This is a genomic window from Collinsella sp. AM18-10 (assembly GCF_003471585.1).
Lineage (GTDB): Bacteria > Actinomycetota > Coriobacteriia > Coriobacteriales > Coriobacteriaceae > Collinsella.
On sequence record NZ_QRJO01000002.1, the window covers coordinates 88,351 to 110,117 of the forward strand.

Below are 21,767 nucleotides of genomic sequence, written 5' to 3' on the forward strand. Positions count from 1 at the left end.
AATGATTGAAACTGAGAACAAGGTGTATGCCCGTCGCTGCGAGAGCCATGTCGAGGCCCTGCGCCGCGCCGTTCCGGGCTGCATCGAGAAGGTCGAGTGGCAGTGCGAGGACCAGCTGACGATTACCGTCAAGCAGGACAAGCTGCCCGAGGCCGTCCACTACCTGTATTACGAGCGCTACGGCTGGATTCCCGTGATCATCGGCAATGATGAGCGCAGTCTGTGCGGCCGTTACGCTGTGTACTACGTCATCTCCATGGAGGGGGAGGACCCCGGTTGGGTGACCGTGCGCACCGAGGTCGATCCCGCCAAGATGACGTTCCCGTCCGTGACGCCGTTCGTCCCCGCCTGCGTGTGGGGCGAGCGCGAGCTTCGCGACATGTTCGGCCTGATCCCCGAGGGCCTGCCCGATCGTCGTCGCTTGGTGCTGCCCGACGATTGGCCCAGCGGCCTGTACCCGCTGCGCAAGGACTCCATGGACTACCGTTTCCGTCCCGCTCCCGCGAGCGACATGGAAAACTACGAGTTCTTGGCCGATACCAAGGGCAAGGAGACGACGCTCGTCCCCATGGGCCCGCTGCACATCACCTCCGACGAGCCCGGCCACTTCCGCCTGTTCGTTGAGGGCGAGACGATCGTCGACGCCGACTACCGTCTGTTCTATGTGCACCGCGGTATGGAGAAGGTCGCCGAGACGCGCCTGAACTATGACGCCGTGACGTTCCTCGCCGACCGCATCTGCGGCATCTGCGGCTGCGCCCACTCGGTGGCCTATGCCGAGGCCGTCGAGCGCGCCCAGGGCATTCATGTCCCGCCGCGCGCCCAGTACATTCGCGCCATCATGCTCGAGGTCGAGCGCCTGCACTCGCATCTGCTCAACATTGGCCTCGCATCCCACTACACGGGCTTCGACTCCGGCTTCCAGCAGTTCTTCCGCGTCCGCGAGAAGTCCATGGACCTGGCCGAGAAGCTCTCCGGTCACCGTAAGACCTACGGTCTCAACGTGATCGGCGGCGTGCGTCGCGACATTTTGGCCGAGCAGAAGCTTTCCACGCTCACGACCATCCACCAGTTGCGCTCCGAGGTTCAGGAGCTTGTCGACGTCTTGCTCTCCACGCCCAACTTTATTGAGCGTACGAGTGGCATTGGCATCTTGGACCGCAAGATCGCACGCGACTTCTCGCCGGTCGGCCCGCTCATGCGTGGCTCGGGCTATGCCCGCGACGTGCGCTTTGACCATCCCTTCGACGGCTACGCCGATCCGGATATTCAGAAGATGCACGCCGCCACGGCCGACACCTGCGACGCCTTCGGCCGTACCGCCGTTCGCATCCAGGAGGTCTACGATTCGATCGACATGATCGAGACCATGCTCGAGAACTGCCCGTCGGGCCCCATCCTCACCACGGATTGGGAGTACACCCCGCACAAGTACGCCATCGGCGCCACCGAGGCGCCGCGCGGCGAGGACGTGCACTGGGCGATGCTCGGCAACAACCAGAAGTGCTACCGCTGGCGCGCCAAGGCTGCCACGTACAGCAACTGGCCGGTCCTGCGCTACATGTTCCGCGGCAACACCGTGGGCGACGCGGCGCTGATCGTCGGTTCGCTCGACCCGTGCTACTCCTGCACCGACCGCGTGACGGTGACCGATGTCGCCGCCAAGCGCGACCACGTGCTCGACAAGGAGCAGTTCGAGAACGTCTGGCGCGACAAGTCGCCGCTTGCGGGCGAGGGCACCATGGCCGCTCCGCTCGATGAGGAGGCGCTCTAATATGCTGAAGCTTTGGAAGGTCAACGCCAAGGCCGGCGACGCGACGGTCAAGTACCCGTTTGCGCCGTTCCCCACCAACAAGGACATGCGCGGCAAGCCCGAGCACAACGCGGAGCTCTGCATCGCCTGCGGTGCCTGCGGCGTGGCGTGCCCGGCCGATGCCATTCGCATGGACACCGACCTTGTGGCCGATACCATCACCTGGTCGATCGACTACGGTCGCTGCATCTTCTGCGGCCGCTGTGAGGAAGCCTGCCCCATGGAGGCTATCAAGCTCACCGAGGAGTTTGAGCTGGCCGTCATGAGCAAGGACGACCTCACCAGCAAGAGCGTCTATACGCTCGAGCACTGCTCGCGTTGCGGCAAGCCGTTTGCCCCGCACAAGGAGATCGACTACGCCAAGCGCCTGCTGCAAAAGGCCGGCGGCATGGAGGCCATCCAGGCCGCCCGTACCGTTGGTATGTGCCAGGAGTGCAAGCGCGAGCTCGACGCCCTGCGCGCCGCCTCGGCCGTAAAGACCGGTAACGCGCGCGGCATGGCTGCCAACGAGACGCTTGCGTCCGGTGAGCCCCAGGGCCCCGGCATGGAGTATCTGGGCGGCCACGGTGTGAATCCGGAGTATGTCGACCGCGAGCTCAACCCCGATGCGCCCGAGATCCCCGCTGGACCTGCACCGGTCGAGGGCATCATCATGGATTTTGAAACGAAGGAGGAGTAACCATGGCCGAACCCACGCTTTTGCCCGAGCGGCTCCAGTACCGCCCGACCAAGATCGAGCTCGACGAGAGCATCGAGAAGGCCAAGGCGACCCTTCTTAAGAAGATCAAGCGCTCGGTGTACGTCTACCGTGTTGACTGCGGCGGCTGCAACGGCTGCGAGATCGAGATCTTCGGTTCCATCACGCCCGTCTTCGACGTCGAGCGTTTTGGCATCAAGGTCGTGCCCTCGCCCCGTCACGCCGATGTGCTGCTGTACACCGGCGCCGTGACGCGCGCCATGCGCATGCCGGCCCTGCGCGCCTTTGAGGCCGCGCCCGATCCCAAGATCGTGGTGTCCTATGGCGCGTGCGGCTGCACTGGCGGCATCTTCTACGACAACTACTGCGTCTGGGGCGGAACGGATAAGATCCTGCCGGTTGATGTCTACATCCCCGGCTGCCCGCCCAGCCCCGCGCAGACCATCTACGGCTTTGCCATGGCGCTTGGTCTGCTGGACCAAAAGCTCCATGCCGAGACCACGGTGGAGGCTACCGGCGAGCAGGCCGATATCCTGCACCCCGGCGTGCCGTACAAGCTGCGCGTTGCCATCGAGCGCGAGGCTCGCGCCATGAGCGGCTACCGTTACGGCCGCGACCTGGCCAACGAGTTTATGGATACGCTCGAGGGTGCGCCCAAGGGCGATATCCGCGGTGCCATGGCGCTACTCATCGACAAGCAGGACGATCCGCGCCGCGTTGAGGTGTACTCGGCGCTGCAGGATCTGGTGCTGGCCGGAGGTCGCTAGATGGAGCTCACGGACCGCTCTGGTTACTTTGCGGGCCCCGGCATGCTCGGCGGCTCCTTTGGCGATGCCTCGCGCGCAAGCGACGAGGCCGCCGAGGGCGTCGCCGACCCCTGCCTGGGCCATGCGCCCGATCAAGTGGTCTTTTACGAGCTCACGCGTAAGTTTGTGGAGACCGAGGAAGACGTTCCCCAGGAGGCCTGCGACGTGCTGTACTACACGCTCGCCGTGGGCCACCACACCGGCGTGCTCGACTGCTTTGAGCCGCGCCTGTCGGTGCCGGTGAACGTCTTCTATTCGCTCGTCGACGCGCTGCCGGAGGGGGAGGCCAAAACCAAGTTTGAGGCCATCCGCTCCTTTGGTGAGTGCCAGCTCGACAAGACGGCGGTGCCGTCGTTGCTCGAGGCCTGCGATGCGTTGCTCGACGAGCGCGGTTTTCGCGGTTCTGCCAAGGCCGGCATCTCGGTGTTCGATGACGACTTTGGCCTGCATGCCCAGCAGGTCGCGTTTTTGATGAAGTTCCGCGATCTGGTTGAGCGCGTGCGCGATGTGTCGGGCGTGTATCTGACGGGGAGGTTGCAGTAATGGGTCGCGTTGTGGATGGACGTGTGAACGGCGCCCCGTTTGCGGGTATCGTGCTCACGGCGGGAAGTGTGCTGCGTGCCGACGATGCCGCCGGCCCCGTGCTCTCCAAAAAGATGGAGGACGCGCCCATTGCCGGTTGGTACACCATCGACGGCGGCCAAACGCCCGAAGACGACATCATCGAGGTCAAGCGCGAGCGTCCGCCGCGCCTGGTCTTGGTCGATGCCGCCGACATGGCGCTGCCCGTCGGGTCCATCCGTTTGCTCGACAAACGCGATGTGGCCCGCAAGTCGATGTTCACCACGCATTCGCTTCCCTTGTCGATTCTGATCGAGGAAATCGAGCAATCGTGCGATGATATCGTCTTCGTCGGGATTCAGCCGGGCGACACGGAGTTCTACAACCCCATGTCCCCGGAAGTCTTTGACGCCGTCGGCGCCGTGTACGACGCCGTGGCCGCCAACGACTTTTCCCACTTTGTCCGCTTGGGGCAAGAGCAATAGGAGCGCTTGTCTCTGCTGATTAGGAAAGAAGTGATTGACATGGCAGATTCCAAGGTGGAGTACCCCGCTCCCGATTGCCTGGCGCCCGCTGCGATCGAGGCCAAGACCGAGGCCGCCGGCGTGACCAAGGCCAACCTGCCGGTCGCAAAGGCCTTTGTTTTGGCAATGTTCGCTGGCGCGTTCATCGCCTTCGGCGGCCTGTTCTTTACGGTGTTTTTGAGCGACAGCACGCTGGGCTGGGGCGCCCAGCGCGTCGTGGGCGGCCTGTGCTTTTGCCTGGGCCTGGTGCTCGTGCTGGTGTGCGGCGCCGAGCTGTTTACCGGTAACTCGCTTATGGTCTGCGCGCTCAAGAGTAAAAAGATCACCCTGGCTCAGATGCTCAAGGCTTGGGTCGTCGTATGGGTCGGTAACTTTGTCGGTGCCCTGTTCATCGTCTTTTTGGTGTACATGGCCGGCATTTACAAGCTCAACGGCGAGGCGGTCGCCAATTCCATGGTGAGCGTCGCCGCCGGCAAGGTGACGATCGACTGGGTGACGATCTTCTTCCGCGGCATCCTGTGCAACATCTTTGTGTGCCTGGCCGTGTGGATCGGTACCGCCGGCAAGACCGTGGTTGATAAGGTTGTGGGCATTCTGCTGCCCATCGCCGCCTTTGTGGCCTGCGGTTTTGAGCACTGCGTCGCCAACATGTACTTTTTGCCCATGGGCGCCGTGATGCACGCGTGCGGTTATGGTGCCGACGTCGCCGGCGCCGATGCGCTCAACGCCGCGGGCATTGCGTTTAACCTGTCCGCCGCCACGCTGGGCAACATCGTGGGCGGCGCGGTTCTGGTCGCGCTTGGCTACTGGTTTATCTACGCCAAGAAGTCCGAGGCGTAAGGTACCGTCTGTTTGACGTTGGGCCTCCCGCGGGGCGTTGCCGTGCGGGAGGCTTTTTTGGCCCGGGACTCGTTGCCGGGCTTTTGGCCTGTTGTGTTTGGCTGATGAAAGGGGTAATCGAGATGGCATCTGCTGTGAAGCGTGACGGTCGCGCCGTGGTGACTACATGCGGGGGATGCTATGCCGATTGCGCCTTTGCGGCACGCGTTGGGGACGGTCGCGTGGTGGCCGAGTTACCGGTGCCGGGGCATCCGTGCGCGGCGCGTGCCCTGTGCACCCGCGGACGGCATCGCCTGGCAATGCCGTTTGACGAGCGCGACCGCATTGTGCACCCCATGCGTCGGCGAGCTGATGGCTCGGGGTTCGATGCGATTTCGTGGGACGAGGCGTTCGCGCAGATTGCGGCGCGCCTTGGGGGGATTATTGACGAGTGTGGTCCGCGTGCGCTGGGCATGACGCTCGGCGTGCCCTCGTTCGACCGTTACTGGGCGTATCGCCTTATGCATGCGCTGGGCTCGCCCAACGTGTATGGTGCCGACGGTGCCTGCGAGGTGAGCCGTCTCACCGGCTGGGAGCACAGCCTGGGTTACAGCCCCGCCTCCGACCTGGCGCATACCGATTGCATCATGTATTTGGGGCGTTCCATTGTCGATTCGTCGACGATGGGGGCCGTTGATGCGCTCAACGATGCCCGTCGCCGTGGGGCGAAGATCATCGTGGTTGACCCCCGGCGCAGCGGCTCGGCCGCGCTTGCCGACCGCTGGCTGCGCGTGCGCCCTGGCTGCGACTTGGCATTGCTGTTGGGTATTGCCCATGTCTTGATTGCCGAGGGCCTGTACGATCACGAGTTTGTTGCCCGCTATACCATAGGCTTTGACGAGCTGGCGCAGGCGGCCCGTGCTTGGACGCCCGAGTGGGCCGAGTCGATGTGCGACGTGCCGGCCGCAGAGATTGTCGCCACGGCGCGCGATCTCGCTGCCGCCGCGCCTGCCGCTGTGGTGGATGCGGGCTTTCATGGTGGCATCGGTATCGCGTATGCCAATAGCACCCAGACCGCGCGCGCTATCTGCTTGGTCGATGTGCTGCTGGGCTGCATCGGGCATGTAGGCGGCGCGTTCAATCCGCCCACGCCGCTTGTGTTGGGCGACCTCGATCCCGCGCGCTTTGCGACGCCGCCGGTGCCTCGCGGGCCCAAGCTGGGGTCCGAGCGCTATCCACTGGTCGATCCGGTGCGCGGCCTGTGCACGACCATCGGTCAGTCGATACTGGCCGGCGATTTGCGTGGGCTCATCGTCTATGCTAGCAATCCCGGGGCAGGCTATGGCAACGCCGGAGCGTGGTTGGGTATTTTGCAGCAGCTCGACTTGCTCGTGACGATTGATATCCGCTGGTCCGAGACAGCGCGCGCTTCTGACTTCGTGCTGCCCGATGTGACGTATTTGGAGGCCGACCGCGGTGTGGGCACAGTCGTGGGTGCCAACGATTCGCGGGTGTTCTACCGCAACGCCGTGCTGCCTGTGCAGCATGACGACACACGTCCCGGTCGGGAGATTTTTGCCGGTCTGGCGCAGGCGTGTGGGGCTGGCGAGTACTTCCGGTTTACGTCTGACGACCTGGCGGCTGCCCAGGTGGCGCCTTTTGGGATCGATCTGGACGAGCTCAAGGAGCGCGGCTGGGCCGACACGGGTGTTGCGTTGCCGTCGCGTACGGGCGAGCCGGCGATTCCCTTGGATGGCGGCAAAATTGCGCTGGCAAGCGACGTATGGGAACGAGCTGGCCTGGGTCGTGTACCCAACTGGATCGCCCCCATGGTGGAGCCGGGCCCGGGGATGTTTCGCCTCATTAGCGGCAACCGTCCCTTTGAGTCGCATACCTCGCGAAGGCTTGCAGCCCAAGGTGCCGCCGAGGCTGGGTCGGACCTGGATGCCGTGCAGATGAATGCCGATGCTGCCGCGCACATGGGCATCGCCGACGGCGAGGTCGTCGAGCTTGTGAGCGATATGGGCCGCGACCGCGTGCGCGTGGAGACGACGCCGTACCTGCATCCGGCGTGCATCTTTACGTCGGCCGCCCCCGGCGGGCGTTCGTTTGGTGCCGATGCCGGTGGCGCTCAAGCCTTGGGCGTGGGCCCGCTCGACCATACGCCGTTACGTTGGGACCCGTTGACGGGTGCTGCGCTCACCCAGGAAAACGCCGTTCGCGTGGAAAAGATCGCGGCGCGCGGGGATAATGACGAGTAATTGACTCAGCTGATGTATTTGACTGATCCACGTTTCTTTTGAAAGGCCGCACATGAGCGATAGCCAGAACATGTCCGATGAGGTGCGCGCCCGCCTGCGCGCCATTCCTTCCGTCAACGAGCTGCTTGCCGAGTGGCCGGTGGTGAAGGCGGCGGGGGAGACCTGCGACGCGGTGGTCCATGCTGCCGTGACGGCCGAGCTCGACGAGGAGCGCGCCGCGATTCGCGCCGGTGCCGCCCCGCGTTCCAAGCGCGAGCTGGCCTCGGCCATCGAGTGGCGTGCGCATCGCTCCGCGCTGCCGAGCCTGCGTCCCGCCGTCAACGCCACGGGTGTGGTCATCCATACCAATCTGGGCCGTGCCCCGCTTGCGGAGTCGGCGGCAAAGGCCGTGGCCGAGGTTGCGCGCGGGTATAGCACGCTCGAGTACAGCGTCGACACCTGTTCGCGCGGGTCGCGCAAGGAGCACGCCGCGCAACTGATCCGCTCGCTCACCGGTGCCGAGGACGCGCTCGTGGTCAACAACAACGCCGCTGCGGTGCTGCTGGTGCTGGCAACCCATGCCGCGGGCAAAGAGGTCATAGTCAGCCGTGGCGAGCTTGTTGAGATCGGCGGCAGCTTCCGTATCCCCGACGTCATGGAGGCCTCGGGTGCCAAGCTCGTCGAGGTCGGGGCCACCAACCGCACGCATCTGGTCGACTACGAGCGTGCCATCACGCCCGATACGGCGATGATCCTTAAGGTCCATCCTTCTAACTATCGCATCGAGGGTTTCCACGAGGAGGTGGGTTCTCGGGAGCTTGCGGCGCTTGCTCACAAGCATGGCCTGCTGTTCTACGAGGACCAGGGTTCGGGCGCGCTGCTGCCCGATGACATCTTGGTGCGCGGCGGCGAGGAACCCACGCCGGCTTCGGTTTCGGCGGGGCTCGATGTGGTGTCGTGCTCGGGCGATAAGCTGCTCGGTGCCGCACAGGCGGGCATTATCATGGGCCGTCGCGATCTGGTCCAGGCCTGCGGCGCACATCCGCTCATGCGCGCTCTGCGTCCGGGCAAGTTGGCGCTCACGGCGCTCGAGGCCACACTTCGCATCTACATGGACGGCGCCGACGTGGCCCATCGCGATATTCCGGTGCTCAGCATGCTCACGCTGCCGCAGGCCCATTTGGAACGACGTGCCCGCAAGCTGCGCGATCGTATGGTCGCCGGGCTCGATAAGGCTGGCTGCCCGTGTGCCGTGCAGGTGGAAATCGTCGAGGAGTCCTCGACGCCCGGCGGCGGTTCGCTGCCTACCGTTGAGCTGCCGACGATGTGCGTTGCCGTGCGCTTTGTTGACGAGCGCCTGACGGTCGACGCGCTCAAGCGCTCGCTTGTCCAGGACTTCGACACGCCGGTCGTCACGCGAACCTCGCACGATCGCATTTTGTTTGACGTCCGTACGCTTGTGGGCGACCGCGATATCGAGACGGCGGCGTCGACGCTTGCCGCATGCGTTGCCAAGGCGGTGCGCTGATGAGTGAGGCCGAAGCGTTGGTGGAATGCCCCGTTATCGTTGGCACGGCGGGCCATGTCGACCACGGTAAGTCGGCGCTTATCGAGGCGCTGACGGGTAAAAACCCCGACCGCCTGGAGGTTGAGCGCCGTCGAGGTATGACCGTTGAGCTTGGCTTTGGCGAGTTGGCGCTGCCGAGTGGCAAGATCGTCGGCCTGGTCGACGTGCCGGGCCACGCGCATTACCTGCGCGCCATGGTGCAGGGTGCCACGGGCATCGACGTTGCTGTGCTGGTGGTATCGGCCGTCGAAGGCGTGATGCCGCAGACCCGCGAGCACGTGCATGTGCTGGAGCTGCTGGGCGTTACGCATATGGTGGTGGCGCTGACGATGTGCGACTTGGCCGACGCCGAGATGACCGAGCTTGCCGAGCTCGATGTCGATGACTTTTTGTCGGGTACCGTGTTTGCGGACGCGCCGATTGTGCCCGTGTCGTCCAAGACTGGCGCGGGGATCGATGACCTGCTGGCTACGCTCGACGAGCAGGTTGCCGCTTGCTGGGATTCCTGCCGCGACCGTGCCGAGCGCACCGATGCCGCGCCGCGCTTGCCCATCGACCGCTGCTTTACGATCAAGGGCGTCGGCACCGTCGTGACGGGAACGCTGCACGATGCGCCGGTTGCGGTGAGCGATGAGCTCGTTGCGCTGCCGTCGCGCACGACCTGCCGCGTGCGCGGGATCCAAGTGCATGGCGATACGCAGCGGGCGCTGCCCGGTCAGCGTGTGGCGCTCAACCTGGTGGGTGACGGCGTCGCGGCACTTGACCGCGGTGAGATGCTCGGCGTGGCGGGCCGCTTTGGCCAGACGATGCGCTTTATGATGACGTTTACGTATTTGGGTCGCGAGGGAGCCAAGCCGCGTGTGCTCGAGTCGGGTGCTCGTGTGCACGTGATGGCGGGTACGTCCGAGGTTGTCGGTCGCATCATGTTCATGGAGGGCGAGGCCTCCATGGCGGTGGGCGAGACCCGTATCGTTCAGGTGCGCTTGGAAGACTCGCTGCCGCTACGTGCCGGGGACCATGCCGTGGTGCTGTCATATTCGCCCGTGATGCTTATTGGCGGCGGGCGCGTGCTGCTTTCGCGCTGCCGTCGCTCGCGCGAGCTTGCTGAGGGGGAGCGCGTGCTGTACGCGGCTCTTGAGGCCGGCGATATCGCGGGCGGTGTGGGCGCTTGGCTGGCGTTGCAGACGCTGCCGGTTACGGCGATTGATGTTGCCGAGGGTTTGGATCTTGGTGCCGGCGAGGTCGATGCCGCACTGCGCGGGTTGGTGTCGCAGGGCTCTGTTCGCAAGCTTGACGCGGGTGATGCTGGCCTCTTGGCGGACGTCGTGGTGCTCGACGCCGCGATGGATGCACTGGCGGCGGCCCTGTCAGCCATGCATGCGGCGTCTCCCAAGGAGACGGGCTTTACGCCTGGCGCCGTTGCCCATGCTGCGTGGCCTACTGCTGATGAAGGCGTTGCCGCGGCTCTGATTGCCGAGGGCTGCTCGCGTGGCGTGTGTGCCGCCGAGGGCGCCGAGGTATTCGACCCGCACTCCGCTGCCGCCGCGGCGCGTGTGGTGCGCGAGGCCTGCGAACGTATCGTTGCCTTGCTGGACGAAGCCGGCCTCGACGCACCGACGTTGCCCGAGGTGGGCGAGCAACTGCAGCTCGATCGCGACACCATGACGCGTGCCCTGCGCGAGCTTTCGCTCAACCGTTCCATCGTGAAGGTCGAGCGCGACGTTGCCCTGTCCGCTGCCGCCGAGGGCCATGCGCGTGATCTTGTCGCCTCTGCCATTGGCGACGCCGGTGGCGCTGCTACCACGAGCGCCCTGCGCGAGGCCCTTGGTGTGTCGCGCAAACGCGCCATCAGCATCTTGGAACACCTGGATGCCGTACGTTTTACGGTGCTCGACAAGGACGCCGGCGGCCTGAGGTCCCTACGCTAGGCCGGTCACCCGCCCCCGTCTCCTCAGTTGCGGTGAAATAGTTCCTAGTTGGGGGCTTTGGCAGCAAAAACAGGAACTATTCCACCGCAACTTCTTGCTCGTCTTTATGGGATGGGGCCTGTTCGGTTTGGTAAAATACGCCCGCACTTGGGAACGGATGGGCTCCGGTGGGCTCCGCGGTCCTCAAAACCGTTGCGAGGCGTGCAAAACGTCTTGGATGTGTTCGATTCACATACGTTCCCGCCATACGCTACCAGCGCTTTTGTGCTCGCGGTCTTGCTGCGTGCCGCAAAGGCGCTGTTTTGTTTTTGCGCGAGCTTTTCGTAGTGTCGCTATTTCGGCGGCTGTATTTAGCTTCGTGCACCGGGTTTCGAGCATGCCGATGGAGGTGGTTTGCCGTATGACTACCGTAAGACGTGCCGATCTTTCTTGCGTCGTCCAGGCGGGCGGGTTGTCGTCGCGTATGGGCTGCGATAAGGCGCGCATGGCGTTTTGCGGCGAGCCTCTCATCGAGCGCGTGCTGGGTCGGCTGGCGCCAGTTGCCGGCGAGTTGGTCGTGACGACTTCGCGTCCCAGCGAGCTTGCCTATCTTGAGGAACTTATGTTTGATGGCCTGCGCCCCCGCGTGGTGATGGACGTCGACGGTCCCGCCGGTGCCATGCGCGGCATCGCGAGCTCGTTGGCCGCGGCCCGATTGCCGCTCGTGGCGATCGTCGCCTGCGACATGCCGTTTGTCTCGCCGGAACTGATCGGCGCGCTTGCCGATCGTGTTGAGGCCGAGGCGCTCGATGTGTGCGTGCCGCGCGAGGAGCGGGGGATTGAGCCGCTTTGCGCCGTCTGGCGCTGTGACGCGTGTGCGCCGGTTGCCCACGAGCTGCTTGCTTGCGACCGCCAGCGCATTCGCTGCCTGATCAATCGCGTTCAGGCTGGTTATATGGATGAGCCGCAGATTGTTAAGGCCGCGGGCTCGACGCTCTGCTTCGAGAACGTCAATACGCCCGAGGAGTTTGCGGCGGCCGAGTTACTCGCCTAGACGATGGGAGATGCCATGTCTCACGATATTTGCCCCGACACGGGAGAGCCTTGCACTTGCGGCGGGTCCGAACCCTGTACCTGCGGTTGCGGTGGCTGTGGACATACCGCGGAAGAGGAAGCGGCCGCCGCGGCGTATCGTGAGGCACACCTCGAAGGCCCGTCCAGTGATGCCCCCGATCGCGAGCGCAAGATCATCGTATCGTTCGACAGTACCTTCGATGTGATGGAATGCGAGCAGCTGTGCCTTGCCGCCGGTGTGCCCGGGCGCATCATGCCGCTGCCCGGCTCCATCACCGCCGGCTGCGGCCTGTGCTGGGCCATGCCGTTCTCGGGCGATGCGCTCGCCGCCTTCCGCGCTGCCACCGAAGGCCGCATAACCCCCGCCGACTATCATCAGCTCGTCCTCTAACCGCCAGCACCACCACAAAGGTGCCTGCCCTCAATGTGGTGGTTTGGAACACGTAGACGAAACAGGTTTGAAACACGGGTTTTGCACGTCTGGTGCTTAAAAACGCTTCTACCTGCATCGTAATCAAAACGAAACATCTGCTCGTCGGCTTATGCGAAACTTTGCTGCAACAGTGCGATATTATCCATACTCGATAAAGTTCGCGGTGCATAGGGTGCCGCGACCGACATTTTTCGTTTCCCATCATTGGAGGAAGCATGAGCTACACGCAGAAAGTTCTCGACGAGCTCAAGGCCCGCTATCCCGAGCAGCCTGAGTTCATCCAGGCCGCGACCGAGATCCTCGGCACCATCCAGCCGGCGCTCGACGCCCACCCCGAGTACGAGGAGGCCGCCCTGCTGGAGCGCCTCGTCGAGCCCGAGCGCATCGTCATGTTCCGTGTGCCGTGGGTCGACGACCAGGGCAAGGTTCAGGTCAACCGCGGTTACCGCGTCGAGTTCAACTCTGCCATTGGACCCTACAAGGGCGGCCTGCGCTTTAACCCCACGGTCACCCTGGGCATGCTCAAGTTCCTGGGCCTGGAGCAGATCCTCAAGAACAGCCTGACCACCCTTCCCATGGGCGGCGGCAAGGGCGGCTCCGACTTTGACCCCAAGGGCAAGTCTAACAACGAGATCATGCACTTCTGCCAGTCCTTCATGACCGAGCTCTATCGCCACATCGGCCCCAACACCGACGTTCCCGCCGGCGACCTGGGCGTTGGTGGCCGCGAGGTTGCCTACATGTTCGGTCAGTACAAGCGCCTGACCAACGAGTGGACCGGCGTCCTCACCGGCAAGGGCCTCTCCTTTGGCGGCTCGCTCGCCCGTACCGAGGCCACCGGCTACGGCCTGGTCTACTTTGTGGACGAGTACCTCAAGAGCCGCGGCGAGTCCTTCGAGGGCAAGAACGTTGTCGTTCACGGCTCCGGTAACGTCGCTATCTACGCGGTCCAGAAGGTCTCCCAGCTCGGCGGCAAAGTGCTGGCCTGCTCCGACACCCATGGCTGGGTCGAGGATCCCGACGGCATCGACTACACCGTGCTCGAGCATGTCTACAACAAGAAGCGCTCCGGCCACGACAAGGGCGTCGCGCTCGCCATGTACGTTGACGAGAAGCCCAACGCCGTATGGCACGAGGGCGACGGCCGCGGCGTGTGGCAGCTGCCCTGCGATATCGCGCTGCCCTGCGCTCGCGAGAACACGCTGCTGCTCGAGGACGCCCAGGCGCTCGTCGCCAACGGCTGCAAGGTGGTCGGCGAGGGCGCAAACATGCCCACGACCATCGAGGCCACGAACTACTTCCAGGAGAACGGCGTCGCCTTTATGCCCGGCAAGGCTGCCAACGCCGGCGGCGTGCTCGTGTCCGGCCTGGAGATGAGCCAGAACGCCGAGCACCTGTCCTGGACCTTTGAGGAGGTCGACGGCAAGCTCGAGCAGCTCATGCGCGGCATGTTCCACAACGTGGACGACACCGCCAAGGAGTATGGCCAGGAGGGCAACTTTGTCATGGGCGCCAACATCGCCGGCTTCCTGAAGGTCGCCGACGCCATGCTCGCCCAGGGCGTCTGCTAAATCTTCGCTCGACATAGCATGTGATGAGGCTCCCAGCCATTCCGGTTGGGAGCCTTTTTCTATGGTGGCGAAGGCCGTGCGCCCTCGTTTGGTACACTTAGAGGTACTGGACAAGTGAAGAGATGGGGGAGAACGTGCTCAAGTTCGGTACCTACGTCCGTGTTGGAAACGCGGCCGAAGCCTATGAGCTCTTGCAGAAGAACCGCAACAACAAGATTGTGGGCGGCGGCATCTGGATGCGTCTGGGTTCGCGTCGTGTGGCGACGGCGATTGACCTTTCGGCCTGCGGACTCGATCAGATCGAGGAGACCGAGACCGAGTTTCGCATCGGTGCCATGTGCACCCTGCGCCAGCTCGAGCGCCATGCCGAGCTCAACGCGCTCGTCAACAACGTATTCGAGTTCGCCGTCCATGACATCGTGGGCGTGCAGCTGCGCAACACCGCCACGGTGGGCGGCAGCATCTACGGCCGCTTTGGTTTTTCGGACGTGCTCTCGGCCTTTTTGGCGCTCGACTCGTACGTCGAGCTGACGGGTGCCGGCCGCGTGCCGCTTGCCGAGTTTGTGAACATGGGCTATGTGCGCGACGTGATCGAGCACGTCGTGGTCGTTAAGCACGACTACCGTGCAAGCTACGAGGCCGTGCGCAAGGCCGCGACCGACTTCCCCTCGCTGAACGTCACTGCCGCCTGGTGGGACAACAGCTGGCATGTCACCGTGGGTGCCCGCCCGCTGCGCGCGACCCTGCTGCGGGACGAGGCATGCGGCCTGGTGAACGAGCAGCCTTCCGAGGACGAGCTGCGCGCCCTGGCCGCGTCCGTGCGCGCGCTGAGCTATGGCACCAACATGTGGGGCTCGGCCGACTACCGCCGCCGCATCTCGGCCCCGCTCGCCGTCCAGGCCGTGCGCCGCGCCGCCGGCATTGAGCTTTCGGCCGCGCTTGCCCGCGAGCTCGAGACCGTTCAGGTCCCCAAATATGCCACGGACGAGTATTCCTGCCGCCGCGTGCCCGGCGTCGATTCTAGCGAGGTGCGCTAATGGCTGCCAAACTCATCGATCTTTCCTTTACGCTCAACGGCCGCAAGGTCAAGGTTCAGATTGCCCCCGACACCATGCTCTTTGCGCTGCTGCGCGAGCAGGGTTGCGCGTCGGTGCGCTGCGCCTGCGAGACCACCAACTGCGGTCTGTGCACGGTGTGGCTCGACGGCGACCCGGTGCTGAGCTGCTCGGTTCCCGCCGCGCGCGTCGAGGGCCGCTCCGTCACCACGCTCGAGGGTCTCAAGGCCGAGTCCGAGGCGCTCGCTCGCGCCATGGCTGCCGAAGGTGCCGAGCAGTGCGGTTTTTGCGCCCCCGGCCTCATCATGAACGTGCTTGCGCTCGCCCGCGCCGCCAAGGAGGACCCGAGTCTCGTCGCCACGCGCGAGGAGCTCTCTCGCCAGCTCGCAGGCAACCTCTGCCGCTGCAGCGGCTACGAGAGCCAGCTGCGTGCCATCGTCCGCTTCCTGAACGAGTCCGGCGTGCAGGTGGGCTTTGAGATGCCTGCGTTGCCGGTCAACGACACGAGCTCCGGCGGCGTCTCCTACAAGCAGATCACCCACAAACAGCCCAAGAAGGACTCGAAGGCTTTGCTCGAGGGCCGTCCCGTCTACACGGGCGACCTGGTGCCCGCCGGCGCGCTCATCGTCAAACTCAAGCGCAGCCCGTATGCGCGCGCCAAGATTCGCTCCATCGATACGTCGCGCGCTCTGAAGGTGCCCGGCGTGGTGGGCGTCTACACCTACGAGAACGTGCCCAAGCGCCGCTTTACCATCGCCGGTCAGAGCTATCCGCAGCCGAGTCCCTACGACCGTCTGATTCTCGAGAACCTCGTCCGTTATCAAAACGAAGAGGTGGCGATCGTCGCCGCCGAGACCGAGGAGGCCGCCGATAAGGCGCTCAAGCTCATCAAGGTCGACTACGAGGTGCTCGAGCCTCTGCTCGACTTTACCCAGGCGCTCGATAACGACATCGTGGTCCACCCCGAGGGCGACGTGACCTTTATGTTCCCGCAGGGCGGCGATGTTCCGCGCAACCTGGTGTGCAGCGGTACCAGCGATTATGGCGATCTGGACGAGGCCTTTGCCCAGAGCGACATCGTCTTTGAGCGCACCTACACCAGCCAGGCCACGCAGACCGCGCCCATGGAGACCTTCCGCGCCTTTGCGACGACCGATGCGTTCGGGCGCATTTCGGTGACCACCTCCACGCAGGTGCCCTTCCACGTGCGCCGCATGGTCGCGCAGTCGCTCGACATTCCGCAGTCGCAGGTGCAGGTCATTAAGCCGCGCATCGGCGGCGGCTTTGGCTCCAAGCAGACGGGCTGCTGCGAGATCTTCGTGGCGTTCGTCACCCAGCAGACCGGCCGTCCGAGCTATTGCTGCTACACCCGCGAGGAGACCATCACTGCGGGCAACTCGCGCCACCAGATGCAGATGACCGTTAAGCTGGGCGCCATGAACGACGGCACCATCACGGCCATCGACCTGCATACGCTTTCCAACGCCGGCGCGTACGGCGAGCACGCCACCACGACGATCGGCCTTTCGGGCCACAAGAGCCTGCCGATCTACAACCATGTGAAGGCGAGCCGCTTTAGGTGGGACGCCGTCTACACCAACACCAACCGCGGCGGCGCGTATCGCGGCTACGGTGCCACCCAGGGCCAGTTTGCCGTGGAGAGCGCCGTCAACGAGCTCGCCGACATGCTGCACATGGACCCCGCCGACCTGCGCCTTAAGAACATCGTGCGCGAGGGTGAGGTCATGCCGCAGTACTACAACGAAAAGCTCAACGCCTGTGCGCTCGACCGCTGCCTGCTGCGCGCGATGGACATGATCGGTTGGCGCGACAAGCCGCTGGCCGTCGACCTGGGCGACCGCGTGCGCGCCCTGGGCTGCGCGCTCACCATGCAGGGCTCGGGCATCTCCAACGTGGACATCGCCGGCATCGACATGCGCCTGGAAGAGGACGGCTTCATTACCATCGGCACCGGCGCCACCGATAACGGTATGGGCGTCGACACGATCCTGGCGCAGATTGCCGCCGAGGAGCTGGGCGTGGAGAGCTCGCTGATCGTGGTGCGCGGCGTGGACACCGACGTGTCGCCGTTCGACGCCGGCTCGTACGCGAGCTCGGGTACGTACGTGACGGGCCTGGCAGCCAAGAACGCCGCGACCGAGCTGCGCCAGAAGATTTGCGCCAAGGCCGCCCAGATGTGGGACGTGGACGCCGCCGACGTGGTCTTCGACGGCCAGTACGTGCGCCTGTCCGACGAGCGTGCCGCGCGCGAGCAGAACCGCTACCTCACGCTGCGCGACTTTGCCAACCTGTGCGTCAAGAACATCGCGGGCGGCGACGCGCTGACCTCGCATGCCTCTGCCTGCCTGCCCGTTTCGCCTCCGCCGTTTATGGCCGGCATTGCCGAGGTCGAGGTCGACAAGGCCACCGGCAAGGTGACTGTTGTGGACTACGCGGCTGCCGTCGACTGCGGTACCGTGATCAACGAGGCGCTCGCGCGCGTCCAGGCCGAGGGCGGCATTGCCCAGGGTATCGGCCACGCGCTCTACGAGATTGTTGAGCATGACGATCGCGGCCGCCTGCGCACCGGCAACTTTATGAGCTACAGGCTGCCCACGCGTCTGGATATCGGCAGCATTCGCGTGGCCTTTGAGCCGAGCTACGAGCCGACGGGTCCGTTTGGCGCCAAGTCGATCGGCGAGGTCGTCATCAACACGCCGCTCGCCGCCGTGGCCTCGGCCGTCGCACACGCCACCGGCCACCAAGTTCGCTCGCTGCCGATCACGCCGGAGAAAGCGCTGCTGGGGGAGTAGCGGGTCAGCGAACAAGTCGTAATTGGCGGGACGGGGCAACTCGTTCCGCCTTTCGCACTCGTGGTGAGGTCGTGAGCCTGTAAAACGTGTGCGTGCGCTAGTCGTTCGTATCTGCTATCATTCCTAGTCTGTGCGCTCATGCGGGCGTGGCGGAATTGGTAGACGCGCCAGATTTAGGTTCTGGTGGGATTCCCGTGAAGGTTCGAGTCCTTTCGCCCGCACCAACGCATCTGCGTCGGCCCTGGCCGTCGCGACTCTTTGTTGCATAAAGGTACCAGCACCTCAGATAAGCTGGGCAGTATGAGGAGGAACGTGTTGAACATCACCGCTTCTGACGTCAAGGACGCCAAGCTCACCGCTACGGTCAAGATCCCGGCCGCCGACGTCGACGCCGCGATCAAGAAGGCTTACAAGGACACCGCCAAGAAGTACCGCTTCCCGGGCTTCCGCGCCGGTAAGGCTCCCCGTCCGGTTATCGACTCTGCTCTTGGTGCCGAGGCTACCCTCGCTCAAGCCACCAACGACCTGATCGCCGCCAACGAGCCCGCCGTCCTCAACGAGCTGGACATCGTCCCCACCAAGAACGGTGACTACAAGGACCTCGACCTCGCTAAGGATCACGAGGACTACACCTACACCGTCGAGTTCTCCTTGCGTCCCGCCGCTGAGCTCTCCTCCTTCGACGCTGTCGAGATCGAGATGCCCCCTGCGGAGGTCACCGAGTCCGAGATCAACAACCAGGTCGAGATGCTCCTCAACTACCGTGCCACCTTCGAGGACGTTGAGGGTCGCGCCGTCGAGGCCGAGGACTACGTCACCGTCGACCTCAAGGCCGTCGAGAACGCCGACAACTTCGCTGCTGAGGGCCGCATGCTCATCGCCGGTAGCGACAGCAACCCCAAGGAGTTCAACGAGGCCCTGATCGGCGCTAACGTTGACGACGTCAAGACCGTCACCTGGACCGACGAGGTCGAGGAGGGCGAGGAGGCCGAGACCCACACCGTCGAGGTCACCGTCAAGGGCATCAAGGTCCGCAACACCCCCGAGCTCACCGACGAGCTCGTCAAGTCCGACTTTGGCTTCGATAGCATCGAGGCCATGCGCGACGCCATCAAGATCGAGATCGAGCAGGACAAGGCTTCCCGCCTCCCGGCCGAGAAGGAGAACCGTTGCGTCTCCGCTCTCGCCGAGCGCCTGCAGCTCGACGAGATGGATGCCGACTACGAGCAGTCCGTCTTTGAGGAGCTTGGCCAGAACTTCCTGTCCAACCTCGCTGCTCGCGGCATGACGCTGGACACCTGGCTGCCCGCTTCCGGCCTGACCATGGAGCAGTTCATCGGCGACCTGCACAAGCAGGCCAACGACGTTGCCCGTGAGTCCCTGGCGCTCGACGCTCTCGCCCGTGAGCTCAAGATCGAGGTCACCGAGGACGACATCAACGCCGAGTTCGAGAAGGCCGGCGTCAAGGACGTCGAGGCTTCTAAGGCCGAGTTCATCGCCGATGGCCGCATGCCTGCCGTTCGCGAGTCCATCCGCCGCTCCAAGGCCGTCGACCACCTGGTCGAGAACGCCAAGGTGACCGAGGTCGATGAGACCGCCAAGGACGCCGAGTAATTCTCGCCACCTTGCCCGCGAGCGCATGTATGTGCCCGTGATGGGGTAAAGTTAATAGCCGGTTATCCGGTTGTTTCGTACGGTGCCAGCCAATGCATAGCATGCGGGCACCGTACGTTTATCTAGAACCAATTTGGTCCGCAAGAGAGAAATGGAGATGCGTATGATCGCTAAGTTCGATTCCGCCCTCGTGCCATACGTTATCGAGCAGACGCCGCGCGGCGAGCGCAGCTACGATATCTATTCGCGCCTGCTCAACGACCGCATCATCTTCTTGGGCGAGGAGATTAACTCCGTCAGCGCCAACCTGGTCGTTGCCCAGTTGCTGCATCTTGAGAGCCAGGATGCCGAGAAGGATATCTCGCTCTACATCAATTCGCCCGGTGGCGAGGTTTACTCTGGCCTGGCGATTCTTGACACCATGAACTTCATCAAGCCGCAGGTCTCCACCATCTGCGTCGGTATGGCCGCGTCCATGGCCGCCGTGCTGCTTTCGGCCGGCGCTAAGGGCAAGCGCTTCTGCCTGCCGCACTCCAAAGTCATGATTCACCAGCCCAGCGGCGGTGCCCAGGGCCAGCAGACCGAGATCGAGATCGTTGCCGAGGAGATCAAGAAGACCCGCCGCGAGCTCAACCAGATCCTGTCCGACGCGTCGGGCCAGCCCATCGAGAAGGTCCAGGCCGATACCGAGCGCGACAACTACCTGACCGCTGCCGAGGCCCTCGACTACGGCTTGATCGACCGTATCGTCACCTCGCGCGACCTCGCCGCGAAGGACGCCTAGGATGGCAGGTAACATGCAGGACAACTTTGACGAGAACGGCAACCCCATCCGCTGCTCCTTTTGCGGAAAAGAGCAGGGCCAGGTCCGTCGTCTCGTAAAGGGCCCGACCAACATCTTTATCTGCGACGAGTGCGTCGCCGCCTGCTCCGAGATCCTTGAGGAGTCGCTTGCTTCGGACTTTATGGACGCTGCCCGCAACGGCAAGCTGCCAGGCTTCCTCAACGACCACGGCCAGGCTGCATCCCAGCCCGCCGTGGACCCCGAGACCGAGGGCTTTGAGCTCGAGGACGACCGCCAGGTCATTACGCACGTGCCGACGCCGCACGAGATCTATGACGAGCTTTCGGCCTATGTTATGGGTCAGGAGGACGCCAAGCGCGCCATGTCGGTGGCCGTGTACAACCACTATCGCCGCGTGATCGAGGGTGGCGCCGCGGTGTCTGCCTTTGACGGCGGCATGGGCTCGCAGTTTGACGACGATATGGACGAGGTAGAGCTTGCCAAGTCCAACATCCTGCTGCTCGGTCCCACCGGTACCGGCAAGACCTTGTTGGCCCAGACGCTCGCGCGCATCCTCGAGGTGCCGTTTGCCATTGCCGATGCTACCGCGCTCACCGAGGCCGGTTACGTTGGCGAGGACGTGGAGAACATCCTGCTCAAGCTCATCAACGCCGCCGACGGTGATATCGAGCGCGCACAGGTGGGCATTATCTACGTGGACGAGATCGACAAGATCGCCCGCAAGGCCGAGAACCTGTCCATCACCCGCGATGTTTCGGGCGAGGGCGTTCAGCAGGCGCTGCTTAAGATCCTTGAGGGCACGGTGGCAAGCGTTCCGCCCACCGGCGGCCGCAAGCATCCCCAGCAGGAGCTGCTGCAGATCGACACGACCAACATCCTGTTCATCTGCGGCGGTGCCTTTGTGGGCCTGGATAAGATCATCGCCGACCGTGTTGGCAACAAGGGCGTGGGCTTTAACTCCGAGATCGCCGGCCCCACTTCGGTCGACGAGAACGACCTGCTGCGTCAGGTGCTCCCGCAGGACCTCAACGCCTTTGGCATGATCCCCGAGTTTGTGGGACGTACGCCTGTCGTCACCCAGACGCAGGCGCTCGACGAGGACGACCTGGTGTCGATCCTGACCGAGCCCAAGAACGCCGTGGTGCGCCAGTACCGTAAGATGTTCCAGCTCGAGGACGTTGAGCTTGAGTTTGAGGACGCCGCCCTGCACGAGATCGCCCGCATGGCGCTTGCCCGCAAGACCGGCGCCCGTGGCCTGCGCGCCATCTGCGAGGACGTGCTGCAGCAGACGATGTTCGACCTGCCCAGCGAGGAGGGCGTCGCCAAGGTCATCGTGACCGAAGCCTCCGTAAAGGGCGAAGAACAGCCCCAGCGCATCTACGGCTAAAACCTGCCAAAACGTTTTTGTCGATAGCCTCCGGCCACCCGCGGTCGGAGGCTATTTTATATATACGCAATAACCCCAACT

Annotated in this window: 17 protein-coding genes and 2 tRNA genes; all 19 read left to right on the forward strand. The window is 64.1% G+C overall.

The genetic code is table 11. The annotated features are described in order from the left end of the window. The first annotated feature begins 1 nt into the window (after position 1). A complete protein-coding gene (locus tag DW211_RS02435; RefSeq protein WP_118259006.1) occupies positions 2 to 1,774 on the forward strand; it encodes an NADH-quinone oxidoreductase subunit C in 1,773 nt (590 codons plus the stop codon). 1 nt (position 1,775) lies between these two features. Continuing rightward, positions 1,776 to 2,492 (forward strand): formate hydrogenlyase complex iron-sulfur subunit, encoded by a 717-nt coding sequence (locus DW211_RS02440; RefSeq protein WP_118259009.1) that lies wholly within the window; start codon positions 1,776 to 1,778, stop codon positions 2,490 to 2,492. Between the two features lie 2 nt (positions 2,493 to 2,494). Further along, positions 2,495 to 3,277 carry an NADH-quinone oxidoreductase subunit B family protein gene (locus DW211_RS02445; RefSeq protein WP_118259010.1) on the forward strand — a complete coding sequence of 261 codons (783 nt, stop codon included), beginning with the start codon at positions 2,495 to 2,497 and terminating at the stop codon, positions 3,275 to 3,277. Then, positions 3,278 to 3,859: a formate hydrogenlyase maturation HycH family protein gene (locus tag DW211_RS02450; protein WP_199576652.1), complete on the forward strand. Its 582-nt coding sequence runs from the start codon at positions 3,278 to 3,280 to the stop codon at positions 3,857 to 3,859. After that, on the forward strand, positions 3,859 to 4,362 hold the full coding sequence (gene hycI / locus DW211_RS02455; protein ID WP_118259012.1) for a hydrogenase maturation peptidase HycI: 504 nt from the start codon (positions 3,859 to 3,861) through the stop codon (positions 4,360 to 4,362). The genes DW211_RS02450 and hycI overlap by 1 nt, the downstream gene beginning before the upstream one ends. Positions 4,363 to 4,401: 39 nt before the next feature. Next, positions 4,402 to 5,241, forward strand: coding sequence for a formate/nitrite transporter family protein (locus tag DW211_RS02460; protein ID WP_118259014.1), 840 nt, complete (start codon positions 4,402 to 4,404; stop codon positions 5,239 to 5,241). Between the two features lie 122 nt (positions 5,242 to 5,363). After that, positions 5,364 to 7,481, forward strand: coding sequence for a molybdopterin-dependent oxidoreductase (locus DW211_RS02465; RefSeq protein ID WP_158568466.1), 2,118 nt, complete (start codon positions 5,364 to 5,366; stop codon positions 7,479 to 7,481). Positions 7,482 to 7,533: 52 nt separating this feature from the next. Further along, the gene (gene selA, locus DW211_RS02470) at positions 7,534 to 8,988 is read left to right on the forward strand and encodes an L-seryl-tRNA(Sec) selenium transferase (RefSeq protein WP_199569895.1); all 1,455 of its coding nucleotides are present in this window, start codon (positions 7,534 to 7,536) and stop codon (positions 8,986 to 8,988) included. Next, on the forward strand, positions 8,988 to 10,955 hold the full coding sequence (gene selB, locus DW211_RS02475; RefSeq protein WP_158568467.1) for a selenocysteine-specific translation elongation factor: 1,968 nt from the start codon (positions 8,988 to 8,990) through the stop codon (positions 10,953 to 10,955). Before selA ends, selB begins: the two co-directional genes overlap by 1 nt. 149 nt (positions 10,956 to 11,104) lie before the next feature. Further along, positions 11,105 to 11,201, forward strand: a tRNA-Sec gene (locus tag DW211_RS10095). 154 nt (positions 11,202 to 11,355) lie between these two features. Next, positions 11,356 to 11,988 carry a molybdenum cofactor guanylyltransferase gene (locus DW211_RS02480; RefSeq protein ID WP_158551528.1) on the forward strand — a complete coding sequence of 211 codons (633 nt, stop codon included), beginning with the start codon at positions 11,356 to 11,358 and terminating at the stop codon, positions 11,986 to 11,988. Positions 11,989 to 12,003: 15 nt separating this feature from the next. Then, positions 12,004 to 12,399 (forward strand): DUF3343 domain-containing protein, encoded by a 396-nt coding sequence (locus DW211_RS02485; RefSeq protein ID WP_158568468.1) that lies wholly within the window; start codon positions 12,004 to 12,006, stop codon positions 12,397 to 12,399. 257 nt (positions 12,400 to 12,656) lie between these two features. Further along, positions 12,657 to 14,012 (forward strand): NADP-specific glutamate dehydrogenase, encoded by a 1,356-nt coding sequence (gene gdhA, locus DW211_RS02490; protein WP_118259023.1) that lies wholly within the window; start codon positions 12,657 to 12,659, stop codon positions 14,010 to 14,012. A gap of 134 nt (positions 14,013 to 14,146) precedes the next feature. Beyond that, positions 14,147 to 15,049 (forward strand): xanthine dehydrogenase family protein subunit M, encoded by a 903-nt coding sequence (locus tag DW211_RS02495; protein ID WP_199576654.1) that lies wholly within the window; start codon positions 14,147 to 14,149, stop codon positions 15,047 to 15,049. After that, a complete protein-coding gene (locus DW211_RS02500; protein WP_118259027.1) occupies positions 15,049 to 17,880 on the forward strand; it encodes a molybdopterin cofactor-binding domain-containing protein in 2,832 nt (943 codons plus the stop codon). Before DW211_RS02495 ends, DW211_RS02500 begins: the two co-directional genes overlap by 1 nt. 140 nt (positions 17,881 to 18,020) lie before the next feature. Next, positions 18,021 to 18,104, forward strand: a tRNA-Leu gene (locus DW211_RS02505). An 88-nt stretch (positions 18,105 to 18,192) separates the two neighbouring features. Next, on the forward strand, positions 18,193 to 19,494 hold the full coding sequence (gene tig, locus DW211_RS02510; RefSeq protein ID WP_233540923.1) for a trigger factor: 1,302 nt from the start codon (positions 18,193 to 18,195) through the stop codon (positions 19,492 to 19,494). A 163-nt stretch (positions 19,495 to 19,657) separates the two neighbouring features. Continuing rightward, complete coding sequence (locus tag DW211_RS02515; RefSeq protein WP_022095182.1) at positions 19,658 to 20,278, forward strand: ATP-dependent Clp protease proteolytic subunit; 621 nt, start codon at positions 19,658 to 19,660, stop codon at positions 20,276 to 20,278. Position 20,279: 1 nt separating this feature from the next. After that, entirely contained in the window at positions 20,280 to 21,686 is a 1,407-nt protein-coding gene (gene clpX / locus DW211_RS02520) for an ATP-dependent Clp protease ATP-binding subunit ClpX (protein WP_118259031.1), read from the forward strand. The last annotated feature ends 81 nt before the right edge of the window (positions 21,687 to 21,767 follow it).